Source organism: Paraburkholderia lebeckiae (assembly GCF_050436225.1).
GTDB classification, from domain to species: Bacteria; Pseudomonadota; Gammaproteobacteria; order Burkholderiales; family Burkholderiaceae; genus Paraburkholderia; species Paraburkholderia tuberum.
Map to the genome: position 1 here is coordinate 2,667,540 of NZ_JBNDLU010000002.1, position 19,126 is coordinate 2,686,665.

Here is a 19,126-nt window from a genome sequence, read left to right on the forward strand (position 1 = left end):
AGGTTCAAGTTGTCAGTTGGACTTTGTTAGAACCTGATTCAGTGGGCAACCAGGCGGGTATGCCACCACGCCATGACGCTTGCCAGGAATACCCCCCAGCACGCGCCAAGGGCAAGCATCATGAACGGAATGGCGGCGCACATCGTGTCGAACGAGAGTGCGCGCAGTACACGCGGCAATGCATACTGGTCACTGGCCGTGAGGAACAACGCGAAGAGTCCAGTAGACACAGCCCTGCGCCCGTGCATGAAGGCAGGGGCAACCCGCACATGGTAGCGGACGATGAAATATGCGAAAAAACAGGCGACGGCCGCAGGAGCGACCAGCAACAGCGAAAATAGCGCGTCGTGCTGGACTGCAAAGCCCATCAACGCCGCGTGCACATTGTCCAACGCTGCTTCCATAGTTTGCCCTCGTGCTCTCTTCTCGCCGGTACCAGTTTCACCCATTTGCCGACATCGAACTGACCAGCTTGACAATTGGGAAAACAACTCCGCCATCGACAACTCGCGGCCCAACCCGGCTGGTCAGTCTAATGTTGGCGAGCGGGTCAATATTGTGTTGGCGCCAGCACATGAAGCGCCGCGAGGTCAGAAACTCCTCGCTTATCGAAATTTCGACAACTTTGACCGGTACCGACCCTGAAACCAAGTCCGATTTTCGCCACTGCTTTCAGGAGAGATGCTTCGAGCGATGCCGATGCACGTCACGCCCACGCGAAAAACATCGGGTCCGGTTCGAGGGTCACGCGAAACAAGGATGACGCACGCGGACCGTCTAGCCCTCGAAATTCAACCTTCCCGAGGGGGCCGACGATGATGACTTCCTGCGCACCGCTGTTGAGGTAGGCGTCAGCCTTGCGCTCAACCTGGTCGGCGTCGTTGTCGTCCGCGACCACCTCGATGCACAGGTCGGGAACGGAAGGTAACGGGGCGTCCGAATCGATTTCCGGCCACCTCTCCTCGGGCATCCACACGACGTCGGCAATGCGGATACCGAACGACCGGGTTGATACCGGCTGACGCATCGCCACGCGAGGCCCCAACTGCGAGGCAAGCTGGCAGAACATGTCGGTGACCAGGAGTTGATGCCATGGACACACCCGTCGATGGTCGACGACTCGTCCCAGCTGGTCGACTTCGTATCCGACCCGTCCGTCGCTGGCCGCGTGAGCATTCAGGTTTCGCCATACTGCCAACAGCCTGTCTGGGCCCGAGAGATTTTGCGTTTTCATGGTGCTCTCCGCCAAAGAGACAAGCCGAGTGTATACCCTCGCGGAAGCATTGGGTCCAGGTCGACTGCCTCAACGTTGCGGATACCCGGACGACCAGGAGTGCACCGTCCACTCCAACGGCCAACGGGCGCCGGCCCCATATGAGCGTGGCGCTCATCGGATGCAGGGGGTACCTCGCTGAGCCCACGGTCGCCAGCGTCAGACCATCGGCGAACACCGCTACACTTCGCGACGGCGGATGAGCATGCCGGCTGGCCGAGCGCGCTCATGCAAGACCGTACAGTCCCACGACGAGCATGGGATGGTCAGCTGCTCAGCCGCCGATAGGCGCCCAAAAAATGACACACGAAGCCCTGCTTGTCACCAAGTTTGTCGTGAAGCAGGCAAGGTTACGATGCGTATCAGCGTAGGAGGGGTTGAACTCAAGGCATCGCTCGTAGCCCGGTCAGCGTCATCCAGTCGACCTCCCCCCGCTCGAACGGTAGTACGATATTCGCTCGTCTGCACGCTGCGCGTGATGCGTCGCTCCGCGGTGGCGTGACCCTTCCGGATAAGGAGGACCTATGCGCGTGCTGATAGTTGGCGCAACCGGACTGCTCGGCAAGGAAATCGTTCGCCTGCTCTCGTCCGACCACCCAGGTTATTGGCGCGAGCCGCAATGGCCCGGACCTGTCAGTGGACCTCGCAGACAAGGCGTCCATCGTGGCAATGTACCGGCAACTCGGAACCGTTGATGCCGTGATTTGCGCCGCAGGTGCAGCGAAATTTGCACCGCTTGATTCGCTGACCGACGAAGACTTTGCGTTTAGTCTGACGAACAAGCTGATGGGACAGGTCAATCTCGTCCGGTGCTCGGTTGGTCACATCGCACAAGGCGGGTCCCTGACGGTAACCAGCGGCATTCTCTCCCTGCATCCGGTCACAGGGAGTGCCGTAGTGGGCATCGTGAATGCAGGGGTCGAGGCGTTCGTCCGGTCCGCAGCTCTCGAAATGCACGGCAACGCACGCGTTAACGTCATCAGCCCAGGCTGGGTTTCAGAAACACTTGCCGCGATGGGGCAGGCCTATTCGGCAGGTACTCCCGCCGCGGTGGTGGCCCAAGCGTACAAGCGAAGCCTGGTCGAGGACATCACGGGACAGGTCATCACAGTCAAAAAATCGTGAAAGCAGCGCCGCCGCCGTTCAACGCGCTGCCGTCGCAGCAACGGCAGCGCCGGTAGCCGAATCAATCGAACGTGACGGGCCAGTCATGCGGTGTGCTTCTTCGTCGTGTAACCAACCATTGCAGGTGCTGTGCAGCGCGCCGGCTGAATCACCGCAGCCAGGCGAGTATCATCGGAACAAGCACGCAACGGACCGAGATACTGCAATGGACGACCCGTTTGACAGACGCGAGCTGCTGCTTCACCTCGGGGACATGCTCGAAGCTTTGAGCTGTCTGGGCAAGACAGGTCGGCGCGGATGCGCTGGTGGCTCAACTTGCGTAGGAACAGGATTCGTGCAGGACTTCGGGTATCTCCGGGAGCTTGCCCCGAAGATGACGGTGGCCGGAGTTCAGCGCACATGTCGCGAGCGCGTTCTTCCTGTGGCCAAAGGAACTGCTTGAGACGGAGCTCAACCGCAATGCGCTTGCGTCAACCGTTCAGCACGACCTCTTTGATGGCAACCCTGACGGCTGGAACGCATACGTCGCTCACATTAAAAAGAAAGTGCGTTGGTTTGGAATCGGACTTCCCGAAGTGAAAGGGAACGTGTTGCCGGGACGGGTGGGCAGTGTCGCAGGTAAGACGACACCTGTCGAGCCAAAGGACCCAGTTGTGTCACCCGCAGAGCGAGACCTACGTAACGAGAAAAAGGGCTGGCCCTGGCCAGAGCCGAGGTCGACGTCATGAGGCAGGCAACTTGGGGCAGTCACCTCCGAAGTTAAAGCGCCAATGGCTTTCCATCATTCGTCGCGATGGAAAGTGATACCGAGCAGGCAGTTGAAGCAGAAGTCACGCAGCGAGGCGATGCTCAAGCGATGCCAGTTTCAATACGCGCCGGTTACCATATTTCGCGAGCAGCCAGGCGCCCTGGCCAGTCGGCGCGGCGCTAATTCGTGCGGTAAAGCCAAGTGCATTGAGGACAGCCTTCGCTTCGCGACAAAGCGCGAGCAGACCGCCGAAGAGCCGCAGACTTGCGCCGACCTCGACGACGACCGTCGCATCATCGAACAACGCGACTTCGGGCGAGAAGCGCTTCAGAACGACACCCACCTCCCGTTGTGCGGCGCCCTCGCGGCCCATGTCGCGCTCATGCATTTCCGTCTCGGGCGACAGCGTCACGCGCGGCACATGCCCGAGTTCATCCTGTAGGCGCGGAAGCGGTTGTCGTCTTGGACGATTAGTAGGCGCATACGTCGTCTCTTCAACTGCAGAGTGTGCGCCAGTCAAGCTTAGGGTTTTCTTATCCGGACATGGGAGGAGAACGCACCGATGCTGCCCGCGGATACACTCCGGAGCGCAGAAATCGTCGAGAAAGGAGCTTCGCGGGCTTCGAGTGTGAGGGGTTAACGCCTATCAGCCAATAGACATGCAAAATTCCGGCACGACAGGACGCCAACGCATCAGTCAGGGTTGGGTCCTTCCAGCTTGTTTTCCAGAACGGTCCCGTCATGAGCGTCAACTCCGACCTCCTGAGTTGCGTGTCCCGTGCGAATATCGAAGGAATACCGCAATCCAGTGCCCCCAGCCTCTCTTTCCAGTTCTTCATCGACGATTTTTCCCGGATGCGCCTTGAGAGCGATAGAGCGCGCTTCCGCAATGCCAATCTTGGCATTCTTGGCGAGTTGTTCGCCATTGAACGCATGTGCTCCGACACTTGCAACGAACAATCCGCATGTCAATCCGATTCCGAAAAATTTCTGCATCTCATCCTCCATGGTGGCTTTGGCTTAGATTCGATGCTGCTCCGCTTAACCTTAACGGTTGCTTACGGGGGCGTAGCGACTTGCTCGTCAACTTGACGTCGGGGACGCCGATTCCTGGGTCATTGCCGCGGGTGCGTTGCCAGTCACAAAGCCGTCGTGAAAGCAGTCAGCCATTGTGGACTTGCTGAGAGAATGGCCGTCTCGAGCACCTTGTCCAGTCCGGTGAGCGCCAGTACGCCGAATGCGACGAAAACGGCTCCAAAGACAGCCTTTCCGACCCGCGCCGCAGAATCAAGTCCACCGCGCCACCTTGTCATCGACGCTCGCGAAAGCGCACCCAGTATGACCAGTGGAAGGCCGGCACCAAACCCGAACACCATCATCAGGAGAGCGACATCGCCAAGATTTCGTCCTTGGGACGCGAGCGTGGAGGCCGCCCCCAATGTCGGGCCAACGCACGGTGTCCAAACGACCCCTACGAGCAGTCCAATAGCGAACTGACCGGGCAGGGTATCTCCCCTTACCTTGCTCAACCACCTCTGCCCTGCGCCGCCGAAGCGCGCAGTCGCACGAGTGAAGATGACCTGCAGGCGGCCAGAAAGCATCACCAGCCCAAACAAAATCATCAACAGAGCCGCAACGTTGCGAAAGACACTGCCATCGAAACCGAGCGATATGCCCAGCGTCGCCAGAAAAATGCCGATGGCTGAAAAGGAAGCACCCAATCCGAGCGCGAGTGCAATGACAGCCATCCGGTGCGCCGACAACGCCGACGCGATGAGAACCGGAACCAACGGCAGCACACAGGGGGATAACGTCGACAGCGCGCCTGCAGCGAAGCTCAGTCCGTATGCACCCACTCCGAAGTTCATCACAAAGCCTTTGCGAAGGTATCCCTGATATCCCGCTCGCGCGTTTGTCCAGTCGACCGGGCGGCTTCGTGGCCACCTTTGAACACAACGAAGGTCGACTGTTGCGTCACCTTCATGGCCCGCTTCAACGCGACTTCCTTATCGTAGTCGGCCACGAAGATAGTCACCTGTTTCATGTCCGGTTGCGCCGAGAGGTGGTCCACAATCGGTTGCTGCATCTTGCAGGTGGGGCACCACGTCGCGTGGAAATAGACAATGAGCGGCTTCCCGGCGGCGTTCAGTTGGTCAAACTGCGCCTGATTAAACGGCTGTTCGCCGCCGACCGCGCCGCCAGCGGCAAAGCCGAGCATGACAACTAGAAAAATCCGCGCTATCGCTTTCCACATGTTCAATCTCCGGTTACGGGCGATACAGACGTATTATTCATTTGACAGAGAAGGCCTATGGCGCATTTCGCAGGCGAACACGACGCGCAAATGCCGCCTGCGCTCGGTCCCCAACAATCTGCGTATCTCCGGCTTTCTGTGCCCATAGACCTGCCGGATTCATACGCCCCCCGGTGGGACCCGGGCGGAAGAGCCGAGGCCGCGCAGTTGACGTTGGCAAATCAGCAGACCCAGCACGCACCTGCCTGTTGTACCGGAGGACACGCCGTAGTGCCATACGAGCAGTAAACACAGCAATCCCCTGCCTTCGGCTTGAGAACCGTCTTGCAGCGCTCGCACTCGTAAAACCACACGCAGGCATCGACGGGCATCATTTCTTGTTTGGCGTACCCGCACACCGGACAGGTGATGGTCGATTCATGTATGACTGTCTTCATCACTTCGTCTCTCTTAACCTGGACGGATTACCTGATTCTTCCCGTTATAACCGTCGAACGGAAGCATCACCCAATGACAAAAAAGACCCGGGCTCAGTCTGCCGGACGACGTGACCCATTGTCGGAGACGGTACTGAGGCGTCTATATAACAGATGGTCCACTGACCAGTTGCCCGCGCCCCGGCACAGCAGAACCAGCAGCATGGCGGCCCACTGGATGTGCGTGGGCCACGCAAGCGGATACACAAACACCTCGATGACGGTCGTCATGCCGAGTAACACAAACGCGACGGGTCGCGTGGCCAGGCCCAACACCAGTAGAACCGGCGTGGTCAGTTCGATTGACACCGCGACGTACGCAGCGAACTCCGGTGCCAGCAACGGCAATCGATAGTCTTCCCTGAACAGTTCGAGCGCTGCATTCCAGTCAGCCAGTTTGGTCATCGCCGAATTCCAGAAGACCGTTGCCACCGCGAATCGCAGTGGGAGCGCAAGGACCGTATATGGCACTCGCTCCAGCCATCCAATGACGTTCCGTATGCGGTCGTTCAGCGTCGACCCGCGAGAGGTGTTAGAGGCGGATTGGGTTTCGCGTGTCATGTGGCCTGGCTCCCGATTGTCGGACCGCATGCCTGATTTGACATGCGTACTTCGGTAAAGCAGCCTGATGCCAAGAGCGATGCGAGCCAAACGTGCACTTCTCTATTCGGCGCCCCGGCAAGCGCGCCGTGTAACGGGCGGCCCGCAAACAACGCCGTCGCAAACCGCCACTGCCACTCAGCTATCTGCCTGACCTCTGCGCCAGTGGTGCTCCGGTAAACATGGAGCCAGACCGGGCCGGAGGCCAGATTGATGTCCGCCAGTGCGCCATCGTCGCGGGTCAATACTGCGCGCCAGATGGCATCGACTGGATAGTCGGACTGAAGTAGTCGTACAGTCGTGTTCGGCACGAACCGAACGGACTTCAGCCCGCTGTCGTTCAATCGCCCAAGGCGCTGCAGGTCAAGCGGTCTTGCGTCTGGTGCATGCAGCACTCCGTTCACGGCCCATTCGAGGCGCGCGGTATCGGGCAGATAGTCGAGTGACGCCGCTTCTGGCATCTGTGCGAGGAAATCCGGGAACGTCGCACCGTAGTTATCGAGCTGCGCGTGCGACGGTGGGCATTGCTCGATGAACAGCCGGGCGGCCCCTTCAAAGAATTCTTCTCCAACCAGAGCCTGTACGGCCGGATAGGAAAGCTGCAGCGCTTTCAGCAGCGTACTGTTCACCGTATTCCGATAGATGGCGAACCGTGCTTGCGGGGCCAGCCCTTCGGGCATCACGTATTCAGCAGCACCGCCGTCAGCAAGACCGAGCAGGTCGCCGCGGACCGCGCGTTGCAACTCAAGCAGCGTTGGCGCATACATCGTCATTCTGCTGCCCCTCTATATTGGCTTGCGCAATCGCAGCCTCCTCCATCAGGACGTCGAGCGCTGGCACGTCCGTGTCCCACTCGATGAGGGTGGGAACCGGTCCGAAGCGCCTGAGAGCCTGCTCAAACAGGTCCCACACGGGAGGCGCGACGCGCGAGCCGTGGTCGTCGATGCGAATAACCTGACCATGGTCAAGCTGCCGCACGCTGTGCCCGGCGAGGTGAATCTCGGTAATCGCCGCTGGTGGCAGCGCATCCAGGTAAGTCAGTGCGTTCCAGCCATGATTGCTGGCGCTGACATAGATATTGTTGACGTCGCAGAGGATGCCGCACCCGGTGCGACGCGCGACCTCTGCCATGAACTCCCATTCCGGGATGGTCGAGTGCCGGAACCGCAAATAGGTCGACGGGTTCTCTATCGAGATTCGCCGCTGCAGATGAGCCTGGACCTGGTCGACGTGAGTACAGACAACGGCAAGCGCCTCTTCCGTCAGCGGCAATGGCAACAGGTCGGCGAAGTAGGTGCCACCGCTCATGCTCCAGGACAGGTGTTCAGAAACCAGTCCCGGCTCCACGCGCCCAACGACGGCGCGCACGCGTTCCAGATGCGCCGCGTCCAGGCCTTCGGCGCTACCCAGCGAGAGGCCGACCCCGTGGAGAGAGACAGGGTAATCGCAGCGTATGGCATCCAGATAGCCCGGCGCGCTGCCTCCCCCCGTGTAGTTCTCGGTATGCACCTCAAACCACGCGACTGGCGGACGCACTTCGACAACCTCTTGATGGTGCCGGAAGCGCAGCCCAATCCCGGCACGCGCCGGAATCGGGCTGAGCGCATGTTGCGACGCAGCAGAAGAGGCAGACATCGACTGCTCCTTTGCTTAGGCCGGCTTCAGCTTGCCGCCCTGGATTTTGCCGCAATCTCCCGCGGGGAGCAGAACGAATGACCTAGCGTCGCGTGCCTGGGTGGCCTGGCCGGCGCAGGAGTGGGCGCCCTCCGCGCAGTCGTTCTTCGACACGGCGTTGACGCCGTAACACTTCTCGAGTTTGTTCTGCTCCATCCGGGCCATGTTGTCCTTGACGACCTGGGGCATCTTGCTCATGTCCTTCATTTCCTGGGCCTGGGCCGGCAGTGCCTGTAGGGCAAGCGCTAGGCCGATTGCCGACGACAGGGTCGAAGCGGCCATCACATGTCTGTTCATCACGCATCCTCCTGAGGGTTGCGGCCCGGCATCGGCCGTGTAGAGAAGTTCGGCCGGCCACCGCGAAAGGTTACGTCTCAGGAAAACTTTTTTTGGATGACAAACTGTCCCCTGAACCGCAAAATTTCGGGATGCGCCGGCATTCACACTCGCCCAGTCCCGTTCCAGGTTCCGAGAGAGAGGACCGGAAGTCAGCTGCGCCGTGCCGACAGACCGGGCCGCTGGCCAACCGTTCTGACGGCACGCTGGACTGGTCCACTGCGATGGCGAGAGCACAGGCGGGTGACAGGGAGGCCTATCGTCAGCTGCTCCAGGACATCACTCCCTATCTTCGTGCGCTCGCAGCACGCCACATCCGCAATGGCGCGGACATAGAGGACACGGTTCAGGACGTGCTGCTCACCGTGCACGCCGCGCGCAACACATACGACCCGGCCCGCCCGTTCGGGCCATGGCTGGTCGCCATCGCCAACCGGCGCATTGTCGATGGACTGCGGCGGCGCGGTCGCATCGGGTCACATGAAACCCAGGTGGAAACTGACCTAGAAACCTTTTTTTCTGGTGCTGCAGCGAACTTACAGGAAGAGGCAATGAACGACCGCCTCGTCAGGGAAGCGATTGAACAGTTGCCGGTCGGACAGCGTGATGCCATGCGAATGCTGAAGCTCGAGGAAATGTCTCTTCAGGAGGCTGCGGCTGCGAGCGGAACTTCGGTTGCAGCGTTGAAGGTTGCCACTCACCGGGCAATGAAACGGCTGCGTGGACTGTTCCTGCCGCGAGGTAGCAAATCATGACGCGGACCCCCGAACTGATTGACGTGCTGGTTGCGGACGCAACGCCGGTCCGGCGTCTGCGCCCGCCCGCGGCGAGAGCCGCATGCTGGCTGCTGTTTGCGGGAATGGTGATTGTTCTCGTCGGTATCGCGCATGGGGTGCGTGCGGACCTGGCGTTCAAACTCCATCAGCCTCTCTTTGCAATAGGAGTAGCCGCAGCGCTGACGACGGGAGTTCTTGCCGCATTGGGGGCATTTATCGCCAGCGTGCCGGGTCTGTCACGTCGCTGGCTTCTGTTGCCAGTACCGGCCTCGTTCGTCTGGGTGGCGACGATTGGCTATGGCTGCCTGACCAGCTGGGTCTCCATTGGGCCGGACGGTATGTCGTTGGGAGAAACGGCCCGATGCTTCGCAACACTGGTGCTGGTCAGCGTACCGCTCTCCCTGGTGATGCTCATCATGCTGCGCTACATAGCTCGCCTCTCCCCAGGCCCGGTGACGATGGCAGGTAGTCTCGCGGTCGCCGCAATGACTGCGGTCGCGCTTTCAATGCTTCATCCGCTCGATGCGACGGCGATGATACTGTTGTGGAATCTCGGGGTGGCTGCGCTCTTTCTTTCGGTGAGCGGTCGGTACGGCCAGCGGATTCTTGTCTGGCTGACGCGGGGCTAATGCGCCTGTGAGCCGTCAAAGCTCCAGAAGGCGTTTCCTCGGGCCGGCGATGCGCTCCCATGCGGGTTGCCCGTTACCTGGATACAGCGCATTGGCGTTGCGCGGGGCATGTTCGAGGTGGGAGATGGCACACCGTCTGAGGATGCCGAGGTAGTAGGGCTGTTCCAGTCTGATGACAAAGCTAGCCCGCGCTAGGAAGTCCGCCGGAACAGGGTCGAATACACCCGGGGCTGTCTTTTGCGCAGCGACGCTATGCGTCGTACAGCGAACCCCAATTTGATATCAATTGGCCCTGCCAACAGGCGACGTTGTTGGTGCGCCGCACCACATAGTTGCTCGCGCTTCAGTCGTCAGTCTGGATTGTTCCCTCAATAGACAGACAGTACCTTTACGAGGAACATGAAGGCCCTCTAACGCGCCAGGGTGCCGAACGAGTGGAGGCAAACATGGGACAAGTCGACTTCAGCGCATTTGAGCACGAAGGCTGGGAGCGGGTCGCGCAGGCCTATGACGAGTATTTCGGTGATTTGACTGCTCAGTCGAACCACGCGATGCTCGAGGCGCTCGGCATTCAGCGAGGTTCGCGTTTTCTGGATGTAGCATCGGGCCCAGGCTACCTCGCTGCTGCAGCCAAGCTTCGCGGCGCGGACGTCGCTGGCGTGGATTTCTCCTTCGCGATGGTCGAAAAGGCGAAGCGCGTTTTTCCGGGGCTTGAGTTTCGCATCGGCGACGCGGAGGATTTGCCCTTCCCCGATGAAAGCTTCAACGCAGTGGGCATCAGTTTCGGCATGCTGCATTTTCCGCACCCCGAGCGCGCACTCTCGGAGGCGTTTCGTGTGCTGCAACCTGGCGGCAGAATCGCCTTTACGGTCTGGGCCACACCGGACAAGGCAGTCGGCTTCGCGATGGTATTGAATGCAATCGAGAAGCACGGGACAACCGATGTGCCCGTGCCGCCGGGACCGCCCTTCTTTCGGCTCAGCGATTTGGAGGAATCGAAGCGCATATTGCTTGATGCGGGGTTCGTTCAACCGCATATGCGCGAGGTGGACTTGACCCTTGTGCTTCGTTTGCCGGATACACCGTTTCACGCACTCATGCGCGGTGGCGTTCGAGTCGCCGCGATGCTAAACGCCCAGACGCCGGCCGCGCTGGCGTTGATTGAACAGGCCGTCGCGCACGACGCAGAGGCATATCGGAACGACGCCGGAGAGCTGCGGATTCCCATGACCTGCGTCTTGGCTTCCGCACTCAAGGCCTAGGGCCAGCCGGTCTATACAAGCGGGTCGGTACTTCCTCGCCTTGAGTTTGCCAACTCTGATGCTTGAACGTCCCGCATAGAGGCCCGATGACGCGCGCGACCATGAATGATTCAGCGCGTTGAAGAGTTGCGTCAATGCTGCCCTGCGTTCAATAGCATCCAAATCTGCTGCGAAGGTGTGCCACCGAGAATGCGAACGAACACCGCCCCACACTGCGAACAGATGTAGTGTTCCTCTCGTTTTTTAGCCCGCAGCGGCACAATGCCCTCGAGCGCGAGGTCGTGATGAGGAGGCTCGGCCGACGTTTTGCCGTATAGGTCAGCGCACCGTGCGCAGGGTTGAATCCAGAGGTCCATTCGCCAGTTGTCCAAAATTTCTGAGCGACACGGACTATGTCGATGCTGGTAGAACGCACGGGTTTCGAAGCGAGGAATATCTGCGACGCGGCGTCGCAAGGTAGACCATCTGTGGTAAGCGCACCATCAGCGCCCACGCCTTCAAATACCAACAAGGAATCGATGTCTTTCGCGGCCGGTCCCCAAATGGGTTGCCGATTTCTTTCACTGTGGTATTGAGGTCGCGTTCCACACGCGTGGCCTTGAGCACGCGCTCGATGTCGCGCTCGAAACTGACCGCGTTGCCGAAGTGAGTCATGTTCCAGTTGCAGCTTGTCTTGTCAGCTTCATGCAGCTGCGGCCCCGGCACACGAATCTTTACGCCATCCTCCATGATTTTCTGCGTCGATGGATTCCCCGATTGACCTCCTGCTGTAGCCGCGAGGCATTGAGCGTCTTGCGTATCATCCGAGTCTTCTTCCAGTTGCTCAAGCCAGTCAAGCGCAAGTGAGGCGTTGCGCAACTTGCCGCTGAGATGCAAAGTGCCAGGAAAAGGGACGGTGCGGGCGTCGGACTAACTTGTTGCCGAAAAGCTACCCGCCGCGCGAAGCTGGGCGCCCTACGGCCGTCTCGCCATGCCAGCAGCGGGTGGAAACACGTTCCAGTAGCCGTCGTCGTGTTCAAAGAAGAACAGTGCGTGAAGACCCGTCACTTGTAAGGTTTCCACACGTACGTAACGCCCTCTGCCAAAGCGGCTGTGCCCAAACGCGGTTACATGCACTGGCGCGGTGGGAGCAAGCCATTTTTCAACCTGGTACCGCAGTGACGCCGTTTTCGTGTCTTTCATCCGCTGCACCCTTGCATCGGCGCTTTTACGGCCCAGTCGCCCGATAGGCGAAAACGCCGTGACGCACCGGCCGCCTTCGAGGGATGACGCATTTTTCCGCACCGCATCCAGAGGCAGGAAACTACTTGAACTATAGTGCCAAAAGTTGACATTGGCATTTGTTTCAGCGGGACCGCAACACGAACAAGCGTAGCCCAAAAGCGGCTGTTCGGCGGCCTCGGGTGACGCTTGTTGGTGCGGCGCACCACACATTCGTTTGCTCTTTGCGTCGCCGACCCTGGATTGTTTTCCCGATAGGCAGACATACCCTTTACGAGGAACATAAGCCTGCGCAGCAACTTGCCAACGTGTCGGACCGGTCGAGGTAAGCATGGGGCAACTCGACTTCAGCGCCTTCGAGCACGAAGGTTGGGAGCGGGTCGCGCAGGCCTATCATACGTATTTCGGTGATTTGACCACCCAGTCGAACCACGCAATGCTCGAGACGCTCTGCCTTCAGCGAGGCGCGCGTTTTCTCGACGTTGCATGCGGCCCTGGCTACCTCGCCGCTGCCGCCGCGCGGTGCGGCGCGGATGTCGCCGGCGTGGATTTCTCGGTTGCGATGGTTGAAAAGGCGAGACGTGTCTTTCCGGGACTTGAGTTCCGCGTCGGCGACGCGGAGGATTTGCCATTTCCCGACGAAAGCTTCGCGGCAGTGGGCATCAGCTTCGCATTGTTGTTGCATTTTCCGCACCCCGAGCGCGCGCTCGCGGAGGCGTTTCGTGTACTGCAACCTAACGGCAGAATCGCCTTCACGGTATGGGCGACACCGGAGAAGGCAGTGGGCTTCGCCATGGTGTTGAAGGCCATCGAGAAGCATGGGACGACCGATGTTCCCGTCCCTCCGGGACCACCCTTCTTCCGGTTCAGCGATTGGCAGGAATCAGCACGCGTGTTGCTCGATGCCGGGTTCGTCCAACCGGGCGTGCGGGAGCTGGACCTTACCCTCGTGCTTCATGCTCCCGATACACCCTCTCATGCCCTCATACGCGGTGGCGTACGGTTTGCCGCGTTGCTGAACGCCCAGACGTCGGCCGCCCTGAAGTCGATTGAACGGGCCGTCGTACACGACGCAGAGGCGTATCGCAGCGATGGTGGGGAACTGCGGCTTCCCATGAGCTGCGTTCTCGCTTCCGCTCTGAAGACTTTGGGGGACGCGGATTTATCTGAACGGGCCCGTGGCTAGAATTTGCCAAGCCGGATGCTTGAATACTCGGAGTAAAAGCCCCGACGCCTCGCACCACCGATAATGACACGGAGCATCGAACGCTCGAATCTCCCGTCCTGCGAGTTAGAGCTTGCGGGCATGCTCGCACGCGCATTCGAGCTTGACCCTCTTGCCCGCTTTGTTTTTCCGGACGACGCGGTTAGGAGACGTCACTTGGTTCTTCTTTACCGACTCTACGAGAACGATGCGCAACGCAGCTTTGTACGTGCTCGCATCAGGCCGTCGCCTGCACATGCCGCGAGTTTCAGCATCCTCATGAACGGGTTGATTGGTCGAACGTCGTGCTCTGAAACACACGAATTGGCGGCGAAGTCCAGTTCAGCCGACGAGCCGACGATAAGCGCTGAGATGCCGGACGAGACCTTGTTTGTCGCCACGAATCTCGCTCAGCCGGGCAAGGTTAAAGTGAGCGTCTGCATGCGTCGGGTCGAGTTCTATGCATCGCTCATAGGCTGTCGCCGCAGCGTCATAGCGTTTCAGCTCTTCGAGAACGACCGCGCGGTTGAAGTGCAGTAACGCGTCATCCGGGAAGTGCTCTAACGCCCCTTCAAAAACGGACAATGCCTCATCGCAACGCGTTTCTGCCTCACACAGCAATACGCCCAGATTGGTATATGCGTGGTAGTGCGGCGATGGCGCGAGCTCCAGCACTTTCCGGTAGGCCTGCTCTGCGCCAATAGCATCGGTTCCGGTCAGTTGTTCGGCGAGTGCAAACCATTCCTCCGCTTGCTGTTCCCGACTCGCCAGGTTTCGCGGTGTCGAGTCGAGGAACGCGACCTCGCCTCGAATAGGCGCGACCTCGAAGTCGAGCAGGTGCTGGCCCGAGGCCGCGTCCCATTGGGCCTGTCCTGACCTGACAGCCACGGTCTCGCCTACCGATGTGATTCGGATTCCAGACAGTGGAAGCTCGTCAGGGAGTTCGGCCTTTAGCTTGGCAAGCGCCTTCAGAATCTTCCGTGATGAGACTTTGGCTGATTGCAACTGAAATGCTGTGCGCAGGACCACTACATCCTGGAAAGAGAACCGAAGTTCGTTTCTTCGGCCGCGTGCAGGGTGAACAAATCCTGCTTCAATCAGCCCGGAAAGCACCCGACGCGAGACCCCCAGCAGCGATTGAAGGCTGCGCAACGAGTAGTCGTTTGACTGATTCCGTCTGGTCACTTGCGTGCTCGAACCTTTGCCGGTTGCGCCTCTTTGATGTCGGCTTTCGGTGTGGCTCGTTTGACAGGGCGCCTTGGTTTGGCTGCCAACACTTCGACGTCAGCGGCGGTGGTCTTCTTCGTTGCCATTGTCCTGGCCGGCGCCGTCTTCGCCGGTACGTCCCGTTTCGCCTTGTTGGCGCTGAGACTCGCCCGAAGCGCTTCCATCAGGTCAATTACCTGGCCGCCCGACTCACTCGTGGACTCCTCTGGAGACACAATCTGCTTGCCCGCGATTTTCCGGTCGATGGCCTCGAGAATCCGCTTTTTCTCCTCGTCCTCATAAGCCGACGGGTCGTACGCGTCTTCGGAGACCTGGTCGATGATTTGCAGCGCAAGCTTGAGTTCCGTGGCGGTTACGGGCTCCTGCTCGATATGCAAATCGCTCAATGCGCGCACCTCATCTGCGAACAGCAGCTGCTGGAAAACCATACCGTCTTCAGCGGGCCGTATCTGGACGATGCGGGTTTTGCCTTTATAGGACCATTTGGCGAGTGCGCACCGTTCGCTTTGGCGCATCGCCTGCTGCAGCAGACTGTAGGGTTTGCCACCCCGTTTGTCCGGCGCAATGAAATACGCCTTGTCGTAGTACAGCGGGTCGACCGATTTTTCCGGCACGAAAGAGACAATTTCCACGACATGCGTCGCGCCTTCCTCGAGCGCTTTCAGCTCATCAGGCGTGAAAACGACGAACTGTCCCTTCTCGAACTCGTACCCTTTCTTCATGTCAGCACGTGTCACGACCTTGCCGGTGGCTTCAGAAACGTACTGCTGCTTCACCCGCCCGCCTTCTGGCGACAGGAAATTGAAGCCTACCCCTGAGGCACTCTCGGTGGCCGAATACAGTTTGACCGGGATGGAAACCAGCCCGAATGAAAGGGTCAACGATGCGATTGAGCGCGCTGCCATGGACTTCTCCTCGTAGCCGGCGGCAGGAAACTCGCGCGGCTTCTGATTACGGCTGGACCAGCCAGCTGTTGGAGGCTAGCCGATACCCTCCCGGCTTTCGCAAGCTTAGCACCGGGAGACTAGTTCCCGGAGGCCGGAGCAAGCGAAATGCCCGTCGATGCTGATGCCGCCTTCAGTCGCACAGCGCCGCCGTTTGCACGGGAACCGAACTTTCTATTCATCCAAAGCTTTCGCAGAGTCAGTCCAACTCCGAGACGTTGCGCGCCTTACGCTCGGTCATGCGCGAACCGCCAGTTGTTTTCGCAGGGTATCCAGGTGTGCTACCTGCTAGCGCCGCCGATTTTGGCTCACTGGAAAGCACCCGAACTGGCGAAGAGCAAAGCGACACCCGGACGGTCGGAGTACCTGAGACCAGTCCGGTCAATCGCCAAGACAGGCGCGTGAGGGCCCTTGCTCAGGCGCCCGCATTGCCTTTGGCGCGCGCCGCTCAGGCTACTGTGTCGCCCTCAGATGCTGCCGGTGACTCGTCCGCACCCAACTGCTGTCGAGCCTTCTCCCAGTATTCGTCCGCGCGTCCTTCGGGAGAGCCGTCCTTCTCCCACAGATAGAAAGCAAGTGTTCGGATTTGTTCTTCAGTGACTGGCACGTCCATCTCAATCTCCTTAAAGAAAGTGGCCCGGGCGGGCAGGCTAATTACGGCTAGTCGATGGTAGCAAGGCGCCTGCTTGATGTCGCTGGTCGTCGGCGACTCACCGTCTCAGTCTGGCACGGACCGTGGTTGCCCGAACGCTCTTCGTTGAGAGCCGACCTCATGTTGCTTTTGCGACGTCTTCACCTGGCCTATTTGATACTGAAACGGTCCCTCGGTTGGGTCAGCCGCCGAACAGATTTCGCCGAGTTCCCTTCGGGGCCGGCAACAGGCCAGTCAGCGGCCTCCTCGCGGCCACCTTCGCTCCTTCAGTTCGCGGTCAGCATGACATGTTGCGGACCAACGAAATGCGACAGAAGTCTCCATGTGCCGATGCCCCTGGTTGTCGGCCGTCAATCCGCTGTGGTAAAACCGGAATGGCTCGAGTCAGCCGTCCAGCTGACCGGCGTCTAACACAACACGTCTCTTTGGAAGATTCAGCAAAATGGCAACAGGTACAGTCAAGTGGTTCAACGACGCGAAGGGGTTCGGATTCATTACGCCAGATGATGGCGGAGAAGACCTGTTCGCACATTTCTCTGAAGTCCAGGGAAGCGGCTTCAAATCGCTGCAAGAGAACCAGAAGGTGAGTTTCGAAGTGAAACAAGGCCCGAAGGGCAAGCAGGCATCGAACATTCAGCCGCTGTAGGCGCGGGTCATCGAATGGTTTGAACCGGATGGCCCGCTCATGCGGGCCATCTGCTTTTCACGAGCATCGCCGCTTCCGGCATCGATAGCAGATACCGCAAGATGTCACCGCCATGACTCCCTGGCGCCTTTGCAACAATGGTTTACGCGTAGCATGCGCCAAGTCATGACGACAAGGCTCAAAGCGCTGGCGGCCAATATCCAGACGATATACCCGATTGCTTCTTGGGCCCGGGCCTATACGATTGTTGACACGCCAGCGCCCCAATGCGTTGCGTGTGTGTTTCGGCCGCAGCGATGTCTGCGGCTTTTTTTGCGCATTGCGGTACATGGAACACCGGTTCCGAAGTTGCAGCCCGCTGTTGCCGGATGGGCGGCTTCATTTTCGTCGACGCGCACCGCTGGCCGGCCCATTGGCGCCGTCATTGGCTGTCTTGCGGGAAAGTACCTACTGAGCGCAAAGCGTGGCCTGAACTGACGACAGGCCGTTAGAACCACCCTGGGCTGCCAGTGCGTGGGGCTTCCGGGTTGACAGACGTCCGCCGCCAGGGCTAATTTGTGGCACTGCATGAATGAATAGTGCGTTGCAGTACAAGGCAGCGGAGAGCCCGGGTAGCCGCTTCCATGGCACGGTGGGAGTGTCGGGGCCCTGCAAGGTCAGCGCAGATGGCCCAGCCAAGTTCTTGTTCGGACTGCTAACAATCGGTCGACACCCTTTTGCCCTTTTCCTGAATGGAGTGACTAGCATGAGTACCGTGGCCCCGGAGCAGTTTGTTGCAGCACAGAAAGCACGCGCAACAGCGCTTTACAGCCTTTTCGAAAGCGGTTTCAAAGGCTTTGAAAAGCTGGTCCAACTGAATGTCGAAGCCACCAGGGCCAGTTTGGCCGAGAACCAGGCGGTTGCGACGGAGGCCGTTTCGGTTAAGTCACCCGAGGCGTTCTTCACCTTGCAATCGCGTCAGGCACAGGCATCGAACGAGAAGCTTCAGGCCTACTGGCGGCATGTGAACGAAATCCTGTCCGAGGCGGGCAGCGAAATCCTCGCAACCAGCGGGAAGCAGATTGATGAATACGTTCGGCAATCCCAGGCGTTCTTCGAGAACCTCTTCAGGAACGCGCCGGCGGGCAGTGAAGCATTTGTATCGCTGTGGAAGACGGGCTTCGGCGCTGCGCGTGACGCCGGAAATGCGACCTACGAGAATGCACAGTCGGCAGCCAGGCAGGCTGTCGAAGTCATCGACAAAGCGGGCAAGACCGTCAGCGCGAAGCCGTAACAACCGGGTCCTTGAGTTGCGCGATTGGCGCCGCATAAGCAGTCGCAGACGCTCGTCTCCCGGTTCGTCCCGACACGGCAATCGATGGACCTCGGTGAGCTGGACATGCGCCCCTGCAACGCCACGTGCGAGTGGCTGTAGCGCTGCAGGCGCTAATGTAAATACTTCTGCCGCATCGGCCAGTGGCGGTTTGACCGTGGCGCAATAGTAGCCGGCCCCGGAAGGACTACGCCATCTGCGATGCGACGAACGTGGTCGAATTTATGTGCGTTGAAGGCGAGCGCGTCCTGCCAGTTCGCAGCGGCAAGGAGGCGCAGGACTGACTGAAGCCCGCTGCCACGCAGGCACGCCGCCAGACTGAACTGCATGGCCCCGCAGGCGCGCTAGCGCAACATGCCGAGGCGTCGTGCATCGCGGCCACCGGAGCGTAAGCGCTAGCGTGAGCACTCTGGGAGTCGCACCCTCCGCAACTGGCGTACAAGCTCGATGCCGCAAACTTGCAGTATCGGAAGCCTCTTCTCTGCCGAGGTACGGGGTCGTCGTTTCATGCTTCGTACTTGAACGACAAAGAGACTCGCGCCCGGTATTCAACGACCTTGCCGCTATCGACCCTCATGTCGAGCTTGCAGACTTCGGCGACTCGCAAATCACGCAGCGAGTTCGCTGCAATTTCCACAGCATTTTTCGCCGCATCCTCCCAGGAGGTTGGGCTGGTGCCGATAATTTCCGTGACGCTGTAGACGCTGGATTCGGTATCTTGCTTGGCCATGATTCTCGCTCCTCTGGGTTAGGAGGCACGTTTTCCG

General features: G+C 59.6%; 22 protein-coding genes and 3 pseudogenes. 8 read left to right on the forward strand and 17 right to left on the reverse strand.

What is annotated here, in order from left to right; translation table 11 throughout:
- Positions 1–38: 38 nt before the first annotated feature.
- Both OKW45_RS26830 and OKW45_RS26835 read right to left on the reverse strand, forming a co-directional pair.
- Entirely contained in the window at positions 39–404 is a 366-nt protein-coding gene (locus OKW45_RS26830; protein ID WP_429472101.1) for a hypothetical protein, read from the reverse strand.
- A gap of 302 nt (positions 405–706) precedes the next feature.
- Complete coding sequence (locus tag OKW45_RS26835; RefSeq protein ID WP_429472102.1) at positions 707–1,234, reverse strand: Uma2 family endonuclease; 528 nt, start codon at positions 1,232–1,234, stop codon at positions 707–709.
- Positions 1,235–1,909: 675 nt separating this feature from the next.
- Here OKW45_RS26835 and OKW45_RS26840 point away from each other — a divergent pair.
- Positions 1,910–2,398, forward strand: coding sequence for a short chain dehydrogenase (locus OKW45_RS26840; RefSeq protein ID WP_239499023.1), 489 nt, complete (start codon positions 1,910–1,912; stop codon positions 2,396–2,398).
- Positions 2,399–2,603: 205 nt separating this feature from the next.
- Positions 2,604–3,126: pseudogene (locus tag OKW45_RS26845) on the forward strand (hypothetical protein).
- 105 nt (positions 3,127–3,231) lie between these two features.
- Here OKW45_RS26845 and OKW45_RS26850 read toward each other — a convergent pair.
- From OKW45_RS26850 to OKW45_RS26890, 9 genes and pseudogenes are all read right to left on the reverse strand, one after another.
- Positions 3,232–3,558 (reverse strand): annotated as a pseudogene (locus OKW45_RS26850) (DNA polymerase Y family protein); the annotation flags it as partial.
- Between the two features lie 281 nt (positions 3,559–3,839).
- On the reverse strand, positions 3,840–4,142 hold the full coding sequence (locus tag OKW45_RS26855; protein ID WP_026225554.1) for a PepSY domain-containing protein: 303 nt from the start codon (positions 4,140–4,142) through the stop codon (positions 3,840–3,842).
- A 143-nt stretch (positions 4,143–4,285) separates the two neighbouring features.
- Positions 4,286–5,014 carry a cytochrome c biogenesis CcdA family protein gene (locus tag OKW45_RS26860; protein ID WP_018419059.1) on the reverse strand — a complete coding sequence of 243 codons (729 nt, stop codon included), beginning with the start codon at positions 5,012–5,014 and terminating at the stop codon, positions 4,286–4,288.
- Positions 5,014–5,400 (reverse strand): thioredoxin family protein, encoded by a 387-nt coding sequence (locus OKW45_RS26865; RefSeq protein ID WP_018419058.1) that lies wholly within the window; start codon positions 5,398–5,400, stop codon positions 5,014–5,016. Before OKW45_RS26865 ends, OKW45_RS26860 begins: the two co-directional genes overlap by 1 nt.
- Positions 5,401–5,621: 221 nt before the next feature.
- Positions 5,622–5,837 carry a GDCCVxC domain-containing (seleno)protein gene (locus OKW45_RS26870; protein ID WP_084754010.1) on the reverse strand — a complete coding sequence of 72 codons (216 nt, stop codon included), beginning with the start codon at positions 5,835–5,837 and terminating at the stop codon, positions 5,622–5,624.
- 93 nt (positions 5,838–5,930) lie between these two features.
- A complete protein-coding gene (locus OKW45_RS26875) occupies positions 5,931–6,437 on the reverse strand; it encodes a DoxX family protein (RefSeq protein ID WP_429472104.1) in 507 nt (168 codons plus the stop codon).
- Positions 6,434–7,249 (reverse strand): HvfC/BufC family peptide modification chaperone, encoded by an 816-nt coding sequence (locus tag OKW45_RS26880; RefSeq protein WP_429472108.1) that lies wholly within the window; start codon positions 7,247–7,249, stop codon positions 6,434–6,436. Before OKW45_RS26880 ends, OKW45_RS26875 begins: the two co-directional genes overlap by 4 nt.
- Positions 7,221–8,111, reverse strand: coding sequence for an MNIO family bufferin maturase (bufB, locus tag OKW45_RS26885; protein WP_429472109.1), 891 nt, complete (start codon positions 8,109–8,111; stop codon positions 7,221–7,223). The genes OKW45_RS26880 and bufB overlap by 29 nt, the downstream gene beginning before the upstream one ends.
- A gap of 15 nt (positions 8,112–8,126) precedes the next feature.
- Entirely contained in the window at positions 8,127–8,447 is a 321-nt protein-coding gene (locus tag OKW45_RS26890) for a BufA1 family periplasmic bufferin-type metallophore (RefSeq protein WP_018419054.1), read from the reverse strand.
- 92 nt (positions 8,448–8,539) lie between these two features.
- Here OKW45_RS26890 and OKW45_RS26895 point away from each other — a divergent pair, with 92 nt between their 5' ends.
- The 3 genes from OKW45_RS26895 to OKW45_RS26905 all read left to right on the forward strand — a co-directional run bounded on the left by OKW45_RS26895 (position 8,540) and on the right by OKW45_RS26905 (position 11,153).
- Positions 8,540–9,241, forward strand: coding sequence for a sigma-70 family RNA polymerase sigma factor (locus OKW45_RS26895; protein ID WP_239499022.1), 702 nt, complete (start codon positions 8,540–8,542; stop codon positions 9,239–9,241).
- Positions 9,238–9,891 (forward strand): NrsF family protein, encoded by a 654-nt coding sequence (locus OKW45_RS26900; protein ID WP_018419052.1) that lies wholly within the window; start codon positions 9,238–9,240, stop codon positions 9,889–9,891. Before OKW45_RS26895 ends, OKW45_RS26900 begins: the two co-directional genes overlap by 4 nt.
- Positions 9,892–10,337: 446 nt before the next feature.
- Positions 10,338–11,153 carry a class I SAM-dependent methyltransferase gene (locus OKW45_RS26905; RefSeq protein WP_018419051.1) on the forward strand — a complete coding sequence of 272 codons (816 nt, stop codon included), beginning with the start codon at positions 10,338–10,340 and terminating at the stop codon, positions 11,151–11,153.
- Between the two features lie 534 nt (positions 11,154–11,687).
- Here the strand turns inward: OKW45_RS26905 and OKW45_RS26910 are convergent.
- Both OKW45_RS26910 and OKW45_RS26915 read right to left on the reverse strand, forming a co-directional pair.
- Positions 11,688–11,956, reverse strand: a pseudogene (locus OKW45_RS26910) (hypothetical protein); the annotation flags it as partial.
- Positions 11,957–12,107: 151 nt separating this feature from the next.
- Positions 12,108–12,707 (reverse strand): hypothetical protein, encoded by a 600-nt coding sequence (locus tag OKW45_RS26915; protein ID WP_429472111.1) that lies wholly within the window; start codon positions 12,705–12,707, stop codon positions 12,108–12,110.
- On the opposite strand from OKW45_RS26915, the gene OKW45_RS26920 reads away from it, so the two are divergent.
- Positions 12,706–13,560, forward strand: coding sequence for a class I SAM-dependent methyltransferase (locus OKW45_RS26920; RefSeq protein WP_429472113.1), 855 nt, complete (start codon positions 12,706–12,708; stop codon positions 13,558–13,560). The two genes, OKW45_RS26915 and OKW45_RS26920, sit on opposite strands and share 2 nt — an antisense overlap.
- Before the next feature lie 360 nt (positions 13,561–13,920).
- Here the strand turns inward: OKW45_RS26920 and OKW45_RS26925 are convergent, their stop codons facing one another.
- From OKW45_RS26925 to OKW45_RS26935, 3 genes are all read right to left on the reverse strand, one after another.
- Complete coding sequence (locus OKW45_RS26925; RefSeq protein ID WP_026225553.1) at positions 13,921–14,763, reverse strand: tetratricopeptide repeat protein; 843 nt, start codon at positions 14,761–14,763, stop codon at positions 13,921–13,923.
- Positions 14,760–15,710 (reverse strand): non-homologous end joining protein Ku, encoded by a 951-nt coding sequence (ku, locus tag OKW45_RS26930; protein ID WP_429472114.1) that lies wholly within the window; start codon positions 15,708–15,710, stop codon positions 14,760–14,762. Before ku ends, OKW45_RS26925 begins: the two co-directional genes overlap by 4 nt.
- Positions 15,711–16,197: 487 nt before the next feature.
- The gene (locus OKW45_RS26935) at positions 16,198–16,362 is read right to left on the reverse strand and encodes a DUF2934 domain-containing protein (protein WP_018419046.1); all 165 of its coding nucleotides are present in this window, start codon (positions 16,360–16,362) and stop codon (positions 16,198–16,200) included.
- Positions 16,363–16,843: 481 nt separating this feature from the next.
- Here OKW45_RS26935 and OKW45_RS26940 point away from each other — a divergent pair, with 481 nt between their 5' ends.
- On the forward strand, positions 16,844–17,047 hold the full coding sequence (locus OKW45_RS26940) for a cold-shock protein (RefSeq protein ID WP_018419045.1): 204 nt from the start codon (positions 16,844–16,846) through the stop codon (positions 17,045–17,047).
- Between the two features lie 745 nt (positions 17,048–17,792).
- On the forward strand, positions 17,793–18,320 hold the full coding sequence (phaP, locus tag OKW45_RS26945) for a TIGR01841 family phasin (RefSeq protein ID WP_018419044.1): 528 nt from the start codon (positions 17,793–17,795) through the stop codon (positions 18,318–18,320).
- A 544-nt stretch (positions 18,321–18,864) separates the two neighbouring features.
- On the opposite strand, the gene OKW45_RS26950 is transcribed toward phaP, so the two are convergent.
- On the reverse strand, positions 18,865–19,089 hold the full coding sequence (locus tag OKW45_RS26950; protein ID WP_018419043.1) for a dodecin family protein: 225 nt from the start codon (positions 19,087–19,089) through the stop codon (positions 18,865–18,867).
- Positions 19,090–19,126: the final 37 nt, after the last annotated feature.

What these genes read in the sequence shown, in the direction of transcription:
- OKW45_RS26890 (WP_018419054.1), bottom strand. Translation starts at nt 8,447, where the DNA reads ATGAACAGACATGTGATGGCCGCTTCGACCCTGTCGTCGGCAATCGGC.
- OKW45_RS26920 (WP_429472113.1), top strand. Translation starts at nt 12,706, where the DNA reads ATGGGGCAACTCGACTTCAGCGCCTTCGAGCACGAAGGTTGGGAGCGG.
- OKW45_RS26875 (WP_429472104.1), bottom strand. Translation starts at nt 6,437, where the DNA reads ATGACACGCGAAACCCAATCCGCCTCTAACACCTCTCGCGGGTCGACG.
- OKW45_RS26940 (WP_018419045.1), top strand. Translation starts at nt 16,844, where the DNA reads ATGGCAACAGGTACAGTCAAGTGGTTCAACGACGCGAAGGGGTTCGGA.
- OKW45_RS26830 (WP_429472101.1), bottom strand. Translation starts at nt 404, where the DNA reads ATGGAAGCAGCGTTGGACAATGTGCACGCGGCGTTGATGGGCTTTGCA.
- OKW45_RS26905 (WP_018419051.1), top strand. Translation starts at nt 10,338, where the DNA reads ATGGGACAAGTCGACTTCAGCGCATTTGAGCACGAAGGCTGGGAGCGG.
- OKW45_RS26935 (WP_018419046.1), bottom strand. Translation starts at nt 16,362, where the DNA reads ATGGACGTGCCAGTCACTGAAGAACAAATCCGAACACTTGCTTTCTAT.
- phaP (WP_018419044.1), top strand. Translation starts at nt 17,793, where the DNA reads ATGAGTACCGTGGCCCCGGAGCAGTTTGTTGCAGCACAGAAAGCACGC.
- OKW45_RS26900 (WP_018419052.1), top strand. Translation starts at nt 9,238, where the DNA reads ATGACGCGGACCCCCGAACTGATTGACGTGCTGGTTGCGGACGCAACG.
- OKW45_RS26880 (WP_429472108.1), bottom strand. Translation starts at nt 7,249, where the DNA reads ATGACGATGTATGCGCCAACGCTGCTTGAGTTGCAACGCGCGGTCCGC.
- OKW45_RS26870 (WP_084754010.1), bottom strand. Translation starts at nt 5,837, where the DNA reads ATGAAGACAGTCATACATGAATCGACCATCACCTGTCCGGTGTGCGGG.
- bufB (WP_429472109.1), bottom strand. Translation starts at nt 8,111, where the DNA reads ATGTCTGCCTCTTCTGCTGCGTCGCAACATGCGCTCAGCCCGATTCCG.
- ku (WP_429472114.1), bottom strand. Translation starts at nt 15,710, where the DNA reads ATGGCAGCGCGCTCAATCGCATCGTTGACCCTTTCATTCGGGCTGGTT.
- OKW45_RS26855 (WP_026225554.1), bottom strand. Translation starts at nt 4,142, where the DNA reads ATGCAGAAATTTTTCGGAATCGGATTGACATGCGGATTGTTCGTTGCA.
- OKW45_RS26865 (WP_018419058.1), bottom strand. Translation starts at nt 5,400, where the DNA reads ATGTGGAAAGCGATAGCGCGGATTTTTCTAGTTGTCATGCTCGGCTTT.
- OKW45_RS26835 (WP_429472102.1), bottom strand. Translation starts at nt 1,234, where the DNA reads ATGAAAACGCAAAATCTCTCGGGCCCAGACAGGCTGTTGGCAGTATGG.
- OKW45_RS26860 (WP_018419059.1), bottom strand. Translation starts at nt 5,014, where the DNA reads ATGAACTTCGGAGTGGGTGCATACGGACTGAGCTTCGCTGCAGGCGCG.
- OKW45_RS26950 (WP_018419043.1), bottom strand. Translation starts at nt 19,089, where the DNA reads ATGGCCAAGCAAGATACCGAATCCAGCGTCTACAGCGTCACGGAAATT.
- OKW45_RS26915 (WP_429472111.1), bottom strand. Translation starts at nt 12,707, where the DNA reads ATGCTTACCTCGACCGGTCCGACACGTTGGCAAGTTGCTGCGCAGGCT.